Below are 14,668 nucleotides of genomic sequence, written 5' to 3' on the forward strand. Positions count from 1 at the left end.
AATTTTATACTTCATATTGTTTAATTATCACAATATTTCTTAACAGCAAAAGCCTCGCATCCGTTAAAGATACGAGGCTTCCTTTAATTAATTTGCGAAGCTTCTTGCTTTTATATTAAAGCTAAAGGTCTTCTCTCCGCCATATTCATTTTTTCCTCTAATAACAACAGTAGCTTTTCCAATCAGCTTGTTGTTGCTAATAGATACGATTTCATAATCAGATGGATCAAGAACGATTGTTGTATTCTTTCCACCCACCTTTTTCTTGTATGAAATCTCAATGTCGCTTGCCTTAAGTGGCATAACAGCTTTGCTATCGTTATATGCCAGCTTCTTTAAATCCTTCACCTTCACTGAGAATTTGGAAATGTTTGTAGCGTTATCGATTACTCGATAATAGCCAGTAAGCACTGTTCCATTTTCAGCAGAGGTGTATGAGCTCTTTTCTGAACATCTTACTGTTAAATTTACCTTGATTACTGTTCCTGGTGCCACCTTGTCAGTAGCCTGCACTACAGTACCGGCGTATTTCTTTGTGCCATCCTCAAGTACTGTGTCATAAGCGTAAGTATAGCTGTAATCGGTCCTCTTAAAGGCCTCTACATCCTTATTCTTGCCTACTGATATAGCCTTAGCACCATCCATAAGCTTTGGAGTAGCCTTCATAAAGTAACCATTCTTACCTGATGATTTTGCATTGTAAGCAACATCACTTAAGGTGATTGTTACGCCAGCTATATCTGCCTTTTTGATATTGAAAAATGCCGATGCATTAGCACCAGTGTAGTTGCCCTTGCCCTTTACAGTAACTGTAGGCTTGCCAGATTTAAGAAGGGTATAGTCTGCAACTATCTTGGTGTTGTTCTTGTAAGCTAATGTGTAATCTACGCCTTCCTTCAAGGTATTTCCATCAAAGGTAACCTGTACCTGTGGCTTTACACCTGCCTTTGTATAAGTAGCTGGTGTCTCCAATACCTTGATTTCCAACTTGCCATCCTTATTGTTCTTAAGGTTAAAGGCCTTTACCGTAACAGTCTTTTTGATGGTTCCTGAATAGCCATTTATACCAGTAAATACAAGACTGAATTTACCGATGCTGCCGTTGTTATCCATGGCTACTGTATAGTCTTTATTTTCTACGAGAGGAACATTTGCCTGCTTTTCCTTATCGAATTGATATAGAGTAACAGTCTTCCAGGTGCTTTCAAGCTTCTTATCCTTTTCTTTGAATAAATCTGCCATTGTAATGGCCTTGCCTGTATATTCCACTGTTGTAGAAAGTCCTGCGATTTTAACCTTGTTAAGGCTAGTTCCCACTATCTCAAAGGATAAGGTCTTGGTACCTGCGTAGTTCTTTACCTTGTTTGCAATATCCTCTGCTGTAAGCGCCTTCTGCAAGCCCTCTACAACAAAGCTATGCTTTCCAGCAGATTTGTAATCTGTGGCAGTTAATGGATTCAGCTTATAGTCCTGACCATATACAAGAATCTTATTACCATCCTTGATATATGCCATCGCTTCCTTTCCATTGCTGTTATCAAACAATGTAGCTAAATCCACTGCTTTAGTAGCATCGTAAGGAAGCTTGATAGCCTTGCCATTTGCATCAACAGCCTTAAGTCTTGAAGCCATCAAGGTTGTAGTCTTGTCAATCGGCTTTGCCTCAACATAGTTGTCACTTGTCACCTGACCTTCGAAATTGCTTCCATCCTTGGCAACAGCAACTATATAGTATTTTACTGCTGCGTCATTAACGATTTCCTTTGCAGGCAAAGCCACTTCATTTACAGCTTCAACAGCATTCTTGTAGTACTTAAGCACATAGTCTTTGTTAAGAGCAAGCTTTTTACCATTGAAGCTGTATTGAGGCTTGGTGTTTGAAATCTTTACGTTTGCTCCCATATTAACAGCTACAGTGTGCTCTGTTGTTACAGCAGCTGCTGCAAGGCTGGCCTTATTGATAGTAAATGTAAATGGAGCCTTTGCAGTATAGTTTCCCTTACCTGTGATTGTAACAGTAGGAGCCTTCTTTACATTATCCTGATTAGCAGACACTTTATTTCTTGCGTAGCTTACTGTGTAATCTCTTTTTTCAACCAGCTTTGTTGTGCCTTGGTAAACCTCCACCTTTTCGTTAAAGGTGATGTTATTACCTGTGTAGGTTTCAGCGTAGGTGGTCTGTCCGCCCTGGGTGTAGTATTTATCTCTGTCACCGATGATAAACCACATGCCCTGAGGAACCTTTGTAGATACATTGCCAAATAATGGCTGTAAATCAGCAGGAACATCTCCCCAGTCATTGGTATTTACTGTGTATGTGAAGGTAGCTACTGTACTATCCTTACACTCATCCTTAACTGCTATCGCCTTAATAGTAGTTGTTTTATTAATAACGATTGCATCTGTATAAAGAGTTGAATCCTTAGTAGGAGTGTCACCTAAAACTGTGTAATAAATATCTGCAAGATATGTATCTGTACTAAGCTGTACTTTTGTTCCTGCCTTAACAACGCCAGGAGCTATATCTGCCTTTGGCGCTGCCACATTAAGCTCAGGATAGATTGTAACCTCACAGCTGTCACTATATTCCGTTCCTTCAAGTGTGGCTGTAATTTTAACAACCTTCTTTTCTGTGATGTTTGTAGCTGGAGTCAGAATAATAGTATCCTCAAGCATAGATTTTCTAGCTGTAGTTAATACTGATGTATTATCAATACTCCACTTAACAGCCTTTGCCAAATTAGCCTTTCCAGCAACAATAGGTGTTAATTCGAAGTTAACGCCTTCCTTTGCAGAAAGCACCACTTCATTTGCGCTAAGCTTTATAGGTGAAGCTACGTTTACCTCAAGCTCAGCCTTTGCATTACCTACCTTTGCTGTTATCTTGGCTGTGCCCTCCTGGTTTTGAGCTGTAATCTTGTTTCCAGCCACCTTTACAATATTGTTGTTGCTGCTAGTAAAGGTTACAGCTGATGCTTTTTCAGCTGGGAAAACCTCTACAGTATCAAGAGTATATTCTTCACCCTTTACCAGATTAAGCTTGCTAACCTTAAATACTATATTTTCTGCAGCCTTAACAACCTTGATAGAAATCTTGTTAGATACCTTGCCATCCACTGTTGCATGAATAGTGGCATCTCCTGGTGTTAAAGCTGTAAGCTTGCCAGTGTTGTCGATGCTGATTGAATTTTGGCCATCCTCGCCTGCATTTTTGTCTATAACAAAGCGCACGCCCTCATCTGCATCACTCTTTTCAGCTCTGACATTTATATTAATGGACTGCCCAACTGCCAATGTATAGCTATCAGCACCTTCGATAATAATATCTGAATCTACATAATCTCTCCATTTAGCGTAGAGAGTGCCAGTTCCATCGGTAGGATAATAATATTCCTCACCTGCTGCTGTACAGACTGTTGTAGCTTTTGTTGTAAGATTTGAATCTGTATACCAGCCTGTAAATACACTCTTATCTGTTCTTGATAATCTGCTTTCATAATATGCAAGATTGATACCACTGCCAGCTACTATTTCTGTAGCTGTAATTTTATAGTCTAAATCTGCCTCACCGGCGAAATATCCTCCGTTGGCATCAAGGATTACAGAGCTTGCATAATCATACTTTGCATATAAATTCTTTACAGTTTTTGGCACAGTGAGGTAGCACTTGTCATTCTTGTAATTAACAGCGCCTTCAAAGGCCTGTGTAAGAGCCGCATCTGTGTACCAGCCGGCGAAAGCTTTTGAAATATCCTTGCTGGTTGGAATTGGACAGCTAACTATTTCTTTAGCTTCACCTGTTCGCTCTACTGCATAGGTTACTTTATCACCAGCACCAAAGTATCCTGCATTAGCATATAAATACAATGGTGAATTATCGTTATATTTACTCCACTTTGCATAAATAGAAGTATTAGCTGATATTACCATATCTGGATTTGCAGGCTGTTTTAATGCAGCATCTGCGTACCAGCTTGTTACGTGAGAAGCTGTAAATCCATAAGTGTTATGGCCAAACTTGTACTGTGTGTTGATATCAGATAATAATGTCCCCTTAGCTACAACAACCTTGTATGTAGTACCATTGTCTGTAAGCTCTGGGGTATATATTCCTGTATGAAAGTTCTCGGTAAATTCAGTTGTTCCACTTACAAAGGTTACTTCCACGGCATCATTCCATACGGCATATAAATCCATATCACCTGTAGGAACAAAACCTGTTTCTGGCATATATGTTGTATTTACTGTGGAACCAGCCACTTCTCTGATTGCATGGTAATTCTGGTTAAAGATGTACTGCTTTCCTGTACCATTTTTGTTGGTGCTATAAATCAGTGTATTACCAGCATCATCTAGGTAAAACATTGGTATCTTACCATAGTCTCTTTTATCCATGGTAGGGACGTTGAAGACACCACTTGCTTTATAATTGCTGTAAGTGAAAGCCTTTCCCTTTGGCACCTTAACAGCGATAGTTTCAGAAACACCGTCAAGCCTTGCCCCACTCTTGTTTGAATGGAAGGTGATTGTGTAGCAATCTGAGTAATGAGCATAGTAAGTAACAGCTGTTGTAGCTTTTGTATTACTTATTGATGATACAGGTGTGCTTATGCAGGACTCATCTTCATACCAACTATCGAAGGCTTTGTTATCATCTGTTTCAGGGATTGGTGCTTTATTACCGATTTTGCTGCCCTTAGGCAATTTAATCTGAACTGTATTTTTTCCATCTGCAAAATGACCTTCCTTAGCCTCAAAGGTTACTGTTACTGCATCTTCGTATTTAGCATAGAATGTAACATCTTTTGTAATTGGGAAATTATTTATGTCATCCTTTTCAATGGCATTAGTGCATGCACTGTCTGTATACCATCCTACGAATAGCTTATCGTCTGTAGATGTAGGATTTTCAGGTATACTAAATCCCTCTCGCTTTAGTGTGCTTCCTGTTGAAACAGTATATTCAGTCTTAATATTTCCAGCAGAATCTGCTCCTTCGCCATAATTAAAGGTTACCTTGTGGCCTTGAATCCATTTTGCGTAGAAATCATAATCCTTAGTGTATTTCTTATCTGCAATGTAGCCATCACGAGTGATAACCGGCTCAGTGCACTCTTCGTCCATATACCAGCCACCAAAGGTGTAGCCCGTTTTACTTACTTTTACATCAGTGATAGTATCTCCACTTGATAAGCCCCAGCCATGTTCATCACCATAGGATACCTGTTTGGTAAGAGTTTTTTCATCGTCACTTAATATATAGCCACCATATCGTTTGGTGTCAGCACTAAACACTCCATCGTTTCCGTGAAATTTTACAATCCTAAATTTATTAGTGCTACTCCAAACTGGATATACATCAACATTCTCCTTAAAATTTCCCTCTGCGCCAAACACATCGAAATCTGGTTTAGTTGCGTTATTTGTAAGAGCCCAACCTTCAATACCCTTATATAAATCCTGGCAAAAGATTCCATACTCAAATACATTATAAAGATGGTCGCTATTATCCTTATAGACATCAAATGTTATTGTATCGCGCTTTTCACCAGTATCCTTGTCAATGAAAAAACCACCTTTAGACGCATTACCAGCATGATATGTAATAACATAGTTTCCATTTCCAGCTGTTGCATCTGTCCACTCTAAATAAACATCCATGTCCTTGCCAGGAGTCATATGAATACCATAGTTTGCTGGCTGTCTTTTTTTAATGTTATTATTATCATAAAAATAATAACTGGCAACTACCCTACTGGCATTCTTATTCTTTGCACTACCAACTGCTCCACTTATTCCGAGTGGATAAGGTGCTTCTGATGCAATACGAGCATCTGCAAATGATATTTTATATGTATCTACTTCTTCACCATCTTTAAGGAAATAAGCGTTTTCAGTAGTGTCATTTTCTGGTCTTGCATGAACTGTAATAACAGTTTTGTCCCTATAATATTTTTTATATAAAGTCATAGGTTCAGTTACTCTAAGACCGTCAATATCTATTTCCTCTGACATATCTTCTTTTGTGTAAAATATAGTATAACCATCACTAGAATAAGTACCATTCTCATATTTGGAGTTCGCATCTGAATAATGAGGATAGCGCTCTTCATAACAATCTACATTACCTACATAATAATACTCCGTCAGTAATTCCCCTTTAGGAACTCTTAATATATATTCTTCAACTGGATTATCAAAATCATTCGCAGGTCTATAAAAACCTAAACCTACTGCGGATTCTCCAGTTGGTTCTGACCCAACATTCATACCAAATATTAGTTTTACTTCATATGTTTCATCAACAGAAAGCCAACGGGCATACAAAGTCTTCTTGTCATACAATCTAACCATTGCATTATCAGAAGAACCTTCATCCTCATCTATAAGTTCACATTGTAAACAATCATTACTATCTGCCACAGAAGCTCTAAGACTATCGGTACAATTTGAATCAAAGTACCAACCTGCAAAAAAATACCCCTCTCTTGTTGGGATATATCCAATCCTAGTCTTCTTCACATTCCACAATTTAACAAAACTACCGTCATAGAACTTTCCACCATTAGCATCTAGATAGAAGCCAAAATCAGCCATGTCAAGAAGCTTGCTCTCCTGGGCCTCTTCTTCTACAAGCTCTAGATCCTCTACTTCAACTACAGTCTCGTTTTCACTGCTCTCATCAGATTCAGCAGCATCTGCTTTTTGAACTTCTACTGTCTCTTCTGCTGTATCTTCTGCAGGCGCAGCTTGCTGTTCTATAGTCTTTACATCATCACCCTGGGTATTTTCTACCCCATCCTCTGATTCAGTAGCAACTACAGCTTCATTATCTACAGTTTCATCAATGTTTTCTGTCATTTCAATTTCAGTGTTGTCACCTATTTCAGCAGCATAAGAATTAAAGCTGCCAAACTGAAATGATGTCAAAATCATTGCTGTCGCCAAAACTGTAGCGATACATTTACGGAATATCATTTCCCATCCTCCTGTGCACAATTGTTACATAATAGCATTATTTTACATCTTATACTGATAATATCACGCTATTAGGTAATTTTTGTGAACTCTAAGACTTGTGAGATATTTTTGGTAAAAGCCACAAAAAAAAGACCCGAAGGTCTTTTTATTAGTCTATATTGAATAACTCCACTTCTGACATAAATGGAATGGATTTGGCTGCGCCATCCTTTGTAACTGCCAAGGCCGCTGCCTTTGATGCAGTAATTAAAATATCCTTTACCGGAAGCTTTTTATATAAGCCAGCCACGAAATATCCTGTAAAAGTATCTCCTGCGGCTGTGGTATCTACAGCCTTCACTTCAAAGGCTGCCTGATACAGCTCCTCATCTCCTTGATGATAAATGCTGCCGCCCTCACCTAAGGTAAGAACAATCTTAGCGTTTGAATAGCTGGCTGCCATGGCAGCAACAATAGTGGCCGGGGTAGTCATTCCCGTCATCTGCTGCCCCTCAGTCTCATTCAAAAGGAACACCGAAATCTTACCTAAATCGCATTCCTCCAGCCTCTCATCATAAGGTGATGGATTTAAAACAATTGTCATGCCCTTTGCAAAAGCCTGATCTATCAAATATGGTAGCTCGTTAATTTCGTTTTGAAGAAGGATGATATCTCCAGTATCGAAATTCTTAAGAACCTCATCAACATATTCCTTGGAGTTCTTCTGATTGGCTCCACCAAACAAAACAATGCTATTCTGTCCCTTTTCATCCACCTGGATGATGGTGTGACCGCAACGTCCAGTGACTGTTTTCATGTAATCCGTTTTGATACCGTAGGTCTCGCAGGCATCATAAAAATCCAAGCCCTCTTCCCCAACAAGGCCTGCATGATAGCATGAAATTCCTGCTCTTGCCAGGGCAACAGACTGATTAAAGCCCTTGCCACCAAGATTCAAACCAACCTCCTTGGCAAGAATAGTCTCACCCTCTCTAACAATGTGAGAAACCTGATACGTATAGTCCAAATTTAGTGAACCAAAATTCAGTATCTTCATAAATACCCCCCGTTAATAGCGCTCTACCTAATAAAATTAAATATGACCTACTAACAATAATCCTGCCAATCCATAGTATGTAACAACTGCCACTAAATCGTTAACAGTAGTGATAAGTGGACCAGATGCAACTGCAGGATCTACTTTAATCTTGTGGAAGAATATTGGAATAATTGTTCCAATAAAGCTTGAAACTATCATAGCAATAAATAGTGAAAAACCTACGATAGCTGATACCTTAAAGGCAATATACCATACATAGGCCTTAAACACATGCAGGTAAAGTGCTACGAAAAATAGTGCAAGCACTCCTAATATAAGTCCATTTGTTCCACCAACGCGCATTTCCTTGAGAACGAATTTGGCCTTTTCAAGACCTGATATTTCCTCGTCCATAAGCACTCGAATGGTGACAGCCAGTGACTGTGTTCCAACATTACCAGCCATATCAAGGATAAGTGACTGGAATACAACTACGATTGCTACTGAAGCAACTACCTTATCAAATATGCCTATTACCGAGCTTGTCACAAGGCCAAGGCCTAGTAACAATAACAGCCAAGGAATACGCTTTTTGATACTCTCTGGTAAGCTTTCGTTCAAATCCTCTTCAGCAGTCAAACCAGCCAACCTAGCGTAGTCTTCACCCATCTCATCATCTACGGCCTCGATGATATCCTGTGATGTGATAGCACCGATAATCTCGTCATTAGGATTAAGTACTGGAATAGAATCCTCAGCGTAATCCTTTAAATCTTCGATAGTTTCAGAGATTAATGCATCAGCCTTAACACTTGGGTAGCTGTGACTGATAATATCATCAAGTGGTGTGTAATCACGGGCAAGAATCAAATCTCTAAGCTCGATAGCACCGTAATATTTATCCTCTGTATCTACTACATAGATAGTGTTGATATTATCGTTATCCTTTGATTGAGAAATCAAAGAACGCATTGCCTGCTTAACTGAAAAATTCTGCTTGATGACAATGAAATTTGTAGTCATCATACTACCAACTTCATCTTCATCATAGGAATTGATAAGTCGTACATCTGCAGATGCTTCCTTATCCATCAAAGAAATCAGCTGCTCTCTTTGAGCCTCATCCTCGATATCCTCCAAAGCATCTACCGCATCATCGGCATCCATGTTCTCTAAGACATCAGCCGCCTGCTCTGGTGTAATCTCTGCTAAATATTCACCTACATCCTCAATATATGGGAAAATTTCTGATAGACGTTCGGCACCTAGAACTCCGAACAATCTTCTACGGTCCTCTGTATCTAAGGCCTCGTATGCCTCGGCAATATCATTCTCATGATAATCGTCAAGAGCCTCCATTAAAGCCTCGGCACCTAGATTAGAGCGTAGCAAATCGATAATCTCTTGGATTTTGTTATCCTCTAAAATCTCTTTTGTTTCCATGTTCTTTCTCCGCTATAAAAAAAGAATGTCATGTTTAGACGATGACATTCCTTGCACATGAAAACTAAGCTCTTTTATCTAAAAGAACAGCTACTCATCTGTATATCGAATGTCTCGTCGCAGCATAATCGCCCATGACTGTCTGATTTGTCCATAGCTGTTCTCCTTTCTTTTCTCTTAAATTAGAAATTAATTGTTTGAATTGTACACAAAAAACATAACACAAAAATTAACTCTTTGTAAACCCCATTTAGCAAATAAAATGCTGTATTTACAAATATTTTTTCTGTTCTGTAAAGCCTCTACCCTTAACCTCGGAAACGCGGCTTACAATGATAAATGCTTCTGGATCAATTTCATGAACCAGCTTCTCTGTTCTGGCTAATTCTCTAGTGGAAACTATAGAAAGATTAATCTCTGTATCCTTTCCAAGATAGCCTGTTCGGCCGTATATTACAGTAACGCCTCGGTCGATATCCTGAAGAATTGCTCTTCTGATTTCCTCGCTTTTTTTGCTTACAACCTTTATCTGAGTCTTTGCCTTACCAAGTATCAGCATTCTATCTAATACATTAGTATAAATAATGACCATCAAAATGCCGTAAAGCACTAAGGTCTTTTCTGCAAATAATGCCTGTAAAACAAGTATGCAAATATCAAAGGCCCACATCATACCTGATATAGGAGTTCCGAAGAATTTGTTGAGTACGATAGGTGGTATATCCATTCCACCTGTAGATGCACCAGTACGAATAACAATACCTAAGCTGGCTCCGATAATCATTCCACCAAACACTGTGCAAAGCACTATATCATCTGTTGGGGCAAACCTAACGGCAAGAAGCTCGGCTATATGTAATTCCACTGGAAAACAGAATGTTGAGAGTAAGGTGTTGGCGGCAAAACGGCGACCCATGATACGCCAGCCAACAAAAAATAGAACTGTATTTATAACAAATGCAACATGTACTGTATTAAAACCAAATATACGGTGGAAGAATAAAGCCAGACCTGTTCCGCCGCCAGTAATAAGCCCTGACGGCTCTATAAAGAACGCAACAGCAATTGCGTATGCAAAATTTCCTAAAATAACTATCAATGCTGTTTTTAATATCTGCTTCATTATTCCACCCACTTAAATCTTATTTATCGTTCATCTTTGCAAGCTTTGCAGCCTGATCAGCTGCAATAAGTGCATCCAAGATTTCCTGGATATCACCATCCATAATCTTATCAAGCTTATAAAGTGTAAGATTAATTCTATGATCTGTAACACGTCCCTGTGGGAAGTTGTATGTACGAATCTTTTCTGCTCTATCGCCAGTACCAATCTGTGAACGACGCTCTGCTGCTTCAGCATCCTGCTGCTTCTGAAGCTCTAAATCATATAACTTTGCACGTAAGAGTGCGAAAGCCTTTTCCTTATTCTGAAGCTGTGACTTTTCAGTCTGGCTATAGATAACAATACCTGTTGGATAGTGAGTAAGACGTACAGCTGAATCAGTTGTGTTGACACACTGACCACCGTTACCAGATGCACGCATAACGTCGATACGGATATCCTTTTCTTCAATCTGTACATCTACTTCTTCTGCCTCTGGCATAACTGCTACAGAACATGTAGATGTCTGAATACGTCCCTGTGATTCTGTCTCTGGGACACGCTGTACACGGTGTACGCCTGATTCGTACTTAAGGATTGAGTAAGCACCTGTTCCCTTAACCATGAATTCGATGTTCTTCATACCACCGATGCCTGTTTCATCTGCCTCAAGAAGCTCAACCTTCCATCCACGAGACTCAACATAATGTACGTACATACGATAGATTTCAGCTGCGAAAAGTGCTGCTTCCTCTCCACCTGCACCTGCACGGATTTCTACGATAACGTTCTTATCATCATTAGGGTCCTTTGGAAGAAGTAAAATCTTAAGCTCCTGCTCAAGTCTTTCAACCTCTGCCTTTGACTCGTTTAATTCTTCCTTTGCAAGCTCCTTCATTTCTTCATCTGTCTCTTCCTCAAGAAGGGCAAGTGAATCCTCAATATTCTGCTTGTGAGCGCTGTACTCCTTGTATGCTTCAACGATAGGCGCAAGCTCGGCCTGCTCCTTCATAAGGCTTCTGAATCTTGCATTATCATTAGCCACATCTGGCTCTGATAAAAGGTTCATAACCTCTTCATATCTCAAAACTAAATCTTCTAATCTATCAAACATAATAACCTCCTGTTTATAGATGCCCTTTTACTACTCGATTATTTCCGGCCAAATCGTTTACAACCTCAACATCCTTGAAGCCATTTTCCACAAATAAAGCATATACATCTGGCCCTTGATCATATCCTATTTCAACTAATAGCCAGCCATCGCAGGCAAGATAATCTGCTGCATGACCTACTATTTCTCTATAGAAAAACAAGCCGTCCTCTGTACCATCTAAAGCAATAAGTGGCTCATGATCTTTAACTTCTTCTGCCAATCCATTAATATCCTCGGTGCGGATATATGGTGGATTAGAAACGATTGTGTTGTATTTACCAAGTACTGGATTCCATAGATTTCCCTTGATGAAATCTATTCTGCCTGGGGCAAGCCTATTTCCATTATCCCTTGCAACTGCAATGGCTTCATCAGAAATATCTATTCCTGCACCGGTAATCCCCTGTCCTAAAACAACAAGAGAGATAATAACACATCCGCTGCCAGTACACAAATCTAAAACATGACTTCCTGAAGGGGTAACCTTAAGTGCCTCCTCTACAAGAGTCTCTGTATCCTGGCGTGGAATAAGAACGTGTTCATTTACCCAGAAATTAATTCCCATGAATTCCTGCTCTCCAGTAATATGCTGAAGAGGTACACGCTCTGCTCTTTTAAGTAAGGCTTCCTTGTATTTAAACAAAGTAAGCTCATCTATTTCTTCATTTTGAACAAGAAAATATTTAGCCTTTGTAAGCTGGCTAACAAACGAAAGCAGGTACCACGCATCGATTTTTGCGTCGACGATTTTTTCTGTTTCCAGTAATTTGATTCCTTTTTCTAATGCTTGTTTAAATGTCATTTGAAAAACACTCCTTATTTTTCTCCTGGAAATCCTTCCAATCAAAAACTGCCTCTACAGAAGCGATTCCAACTTCAATCATATCATCATCTGGTTCCATAACTGTAAGCTTTTGAAGCCATAAGCCTGGCTTTGAAAAGCTATTGACAATAGCATTGTCGTATCTGCCTGCCAGTCTGATGAATTCATAGGAAATACCGGCGATAACTGGGATTAAAAGAAGCCTGCACAAAAGCTTCAACCACATATTATCAAAAGTAATAAACATAAAAACAAATACTGAAATTATAAAAACAATAAAAATGAAGCTTGTTCCACATCTCTTGTGGAAGCGAGTGGAACGTCTAACATTTTCCACGGTAAGTGGTAAGCCTGTCTCTACGCAATTAATACATTTGTGTTCAGCCCCATGATACATAAAGGTGCGCTTGATATCTTCCATTTGGGAAATAACCATTACATAGGCAATAAATATCGCTATGCGAAGAAGCCCCTCAACAAATGCAATCACAGCCTGTGATAAACCAAAACGATTCAATCCAAGTGCTATGAAATATGGAAGTGCGAAAAATATTCCAAGAGCAAGAACGAAGGAAACAAAAAGAGTACCTCCCATTTCTGCCTTTTCTTTTTTCTCAAGCTTCTTAAGCTCTTCCTCTGATAAGGTAGATTTATCTACGCTGTCTTCATCCTCGAAAAAGCTAGCTGAATACATTAATGTGCTAAGACCTATAACAAGAGAATCAATAAATGCTACTACACCTCTGATGATTGGAATCTTATGCCAAATATTATTTATGTCCCTTGTGTTTTTTACATCAACCGTTATTTCCTTATCCGGCTTTCTGACTGCCACGGCATATTTATCACCGTTTCTCATCATAACGCCTTCCATAACGGCTTGACCACCAATACCCGAATACTTCATTATTATTCTCCAATTAACGTAATAAAGGGCTGAGACGAATCTCAACCCTTAAGAGTCCATATAACAAACTACTTTGCGTCAATGCCGTACTTCTTATTGAACTTGTCAATACGTCCACGTGCCTGTGTAGCCTTCTGCTGGCCTGTGTAGAATGGATGGCACTTTGAGCAAATTTCTACGTGGATGCTCTCCTTTGTAGAACCTGTTACAAATGTGTTACCGCAGTTGCAAGTAACTGTAGCCTGATAGTAATCTGGATGGATACCCTGTCTCATCTTATTCACCTCTCATTTAATAAACTTTACAATTTCCAACTGTAAGTAATAATGCCGTTCAAATACGAGGTACTCGTATTTCATCCCGATTAACAGCTTCACTAGTATAGCATGGCATAATATAAATATCAAGTATTCTAACTAACTTTCATCAAAAATTGCAGTTGTTTCCCTGTGGCGTTTGAAAAAATCTTCCATTTTATCCATCAGCTCCTTCTTGGAAACTGATTTAAGTATATAATCTTCTGGCCTCATGTCAACAGCCTTTACTACCAAATCCCTGTCGTTTTTGCCGGTAAGGAACATTACCGGAATATTTCTGGTAGCTGCATCCTCCTTAAGCATGCGAAAAACAGTAGGCCCGTCCATGGATGGCATTTCATAATCAAGAAGAATCAAATCGATACCTGAGTTATCCATAAGCCAGTGAATAGCCTTTCCTCCCGAATCTAACATGGTGATTTGGTAGCGCTCCTTCATCCACTCGTGAATCATTCGAAGATAGGTTACATCATCATCGATTATTAATATATGATGCCTTTTAGCAGGAGCTATTTCTCCATTTAACGCTCTTTGAACGGTTGCCAGCAAGGCATCCATATCTACTGGCCTTGAAAACCAATCCACAATAGCTGATTTTGGTATAGTTTCAAGGGCTGTTTCATATTCAGCCTGCTCTCCCACCAGTATTACAAGCCTCTGCTGTTCAAGACACAGATTCTTTAGTTCGTTTAAAAAATCCGCACCTCTTATGGTGTAAATATCATCATCAAGATAGTATATGATGGGATCTGTCTCCTCAACAGCCTCATCCAGCTGGAACACACTTGGTCCAACATGGATTCCCTCGATACCTGCTTCCTGTAGCTTTTTCTTAATCCCCATTACCGAAAAGCTATCTTTTGGGCTGACGATTGCGACCTTGCTTTTTTCCAGTGGTGATTTAAAAAAATCCATTTTTGC

General features: G+C 39.3%; 9 protein-coding genes. All 9 read right to left on the reverse strand.

Annotation, left to right across the window (positions count from 1 at the left end; all coding sequences use genetic code 11):
- Positions 1 to 87 precede the first annotated feature (87 nt).
- The 9 genes from BM097_RS07650 to BM097_RS07690 all read right to left on the reverse strand — a co-directional run bounded on the left by BM097_RS07650 (position 88) and on the right by BM097_RS07690 (position 14,662).
- Entirely contained in the window at positions 88 to 6,978 is a 6,891-nt protein-coding gene (locus tag BM097_RS07650; protein ID WP_090547674.1) for an InlB B-repeat-containing protein, read from the reverse strand.
- A 151-nt stretch (positions 6,979 to 7,129) separates the two neighbouring features.
- Positions 7,130 to 8,017, reverse strand: coding sequence for a ribokinase (locus BM097_RS07655; RefSeq protein WP_090547676.1), 888 nt, complete (start codon positions 8,015 to 8,017; stop codon positions 7,130 to 7,132).
- Positions 8,018 to 8,053: 36 nt separating this feature from the next.
- On the reverse strand, positions 8,054 to 9,442 hold the full coding sequence (gene mgtE / locus BM097_RS07660; protein WP_090547678.1) for a magnesium transporter: 1,389 nt from the start codon (positions 9,440 to 9,442) through the stop codon (positions 8,054 to 8,056).
- Between the two features lie 271 nt (positions 9,443 to 9,713).
- Entirely contained in the window at positions 9,714 to 10,565 is an 852-nt protein-coding gene (locus BM097_RS07665) for a YitT family protein (RefSeq protein ID WP_177197405.1), read from the reverse strand.
- 19 nt (positions 10,566 to 10,584) lie between these two features.
- A complete protein-coding gene (prfA, locus tag BM097_RS07670) occupies positions 10,585 to 11,658 on the reverse strand; it encodes a peptide chain release factor 1 (RefSeq protein ID WP_090547683.1) in 1,074 nt (357 codons plus the stop codon).
- A gap of 13 nt (positions 11,659 to 11,671) precedes the next feature.
- Positions 11,672 to 12,502 carry a peptide chain release factor N(5)-glutamine methyltransferase gene (prmC, locus tag BM097_RS07675; RefSeq protein WP_090547686.1) on the reverse strand — a complete coding sequence of 277 codons (831 nt, stop codon included), beginning with the start codon at positions 12,500 to 12,502 and terminating at the stop codon, positions 11,672 to 11,674.
- Positions 12,492 to 13,430, reverse strand: a complete 939-nt coding sequence (locus BM097_RS07680; RefSeq protein ID WP_090547689.1) for a DUF1385 domain-containing protein — start codon at positions 13,428 to 13,430, stop codon at positions 12,492 to 12,494. Before BM097_RS07680 ends, prmC begins: the two co-directional genes overlap by 11 nt.
- 68 nt (positions 13,431 to 13,498) lie before the next feature.
- Complete coding sequence (gene rpmE, locus BM097_RS07685) at positions 13,499 to 13,705, reverse strand: 50S ribosomal protein L31 (protein ID WP_015550865.1); 207 nt, start codon at positions 13,703 to 13,705, stop codon at positions 13,499 to 13,501.
- A 141-nt stretch (positions 13,706 to 13,846) separates the two neighbouring features.
- The gene (locus tag BM097_RS07690; protein ID WP_090547692.1) at positions 13,847 to 14,662 is read right to left on the reverse strand and encodes a response regulator; all 816 of its coding nucleotides are present in this window, start codon (positions 14,660 to 14,662) and stop codon (positions 13,847 to 13,849) included.
- Positions 14,663 to 14,668 lie beyond the last annotated feature (6 nt).

The sequence above is a fragment of the Pseudobutyrivibrio sp. OR37 genome (genome assembly GCF_900113655.1).
In the GTDB taxonomy this organism is placed as follows: domain Bacteria; phylum Bacillota; class Clostridia; order Lachnospirales; family Lachnospiraceae; genus Pseudobutyrivibrio.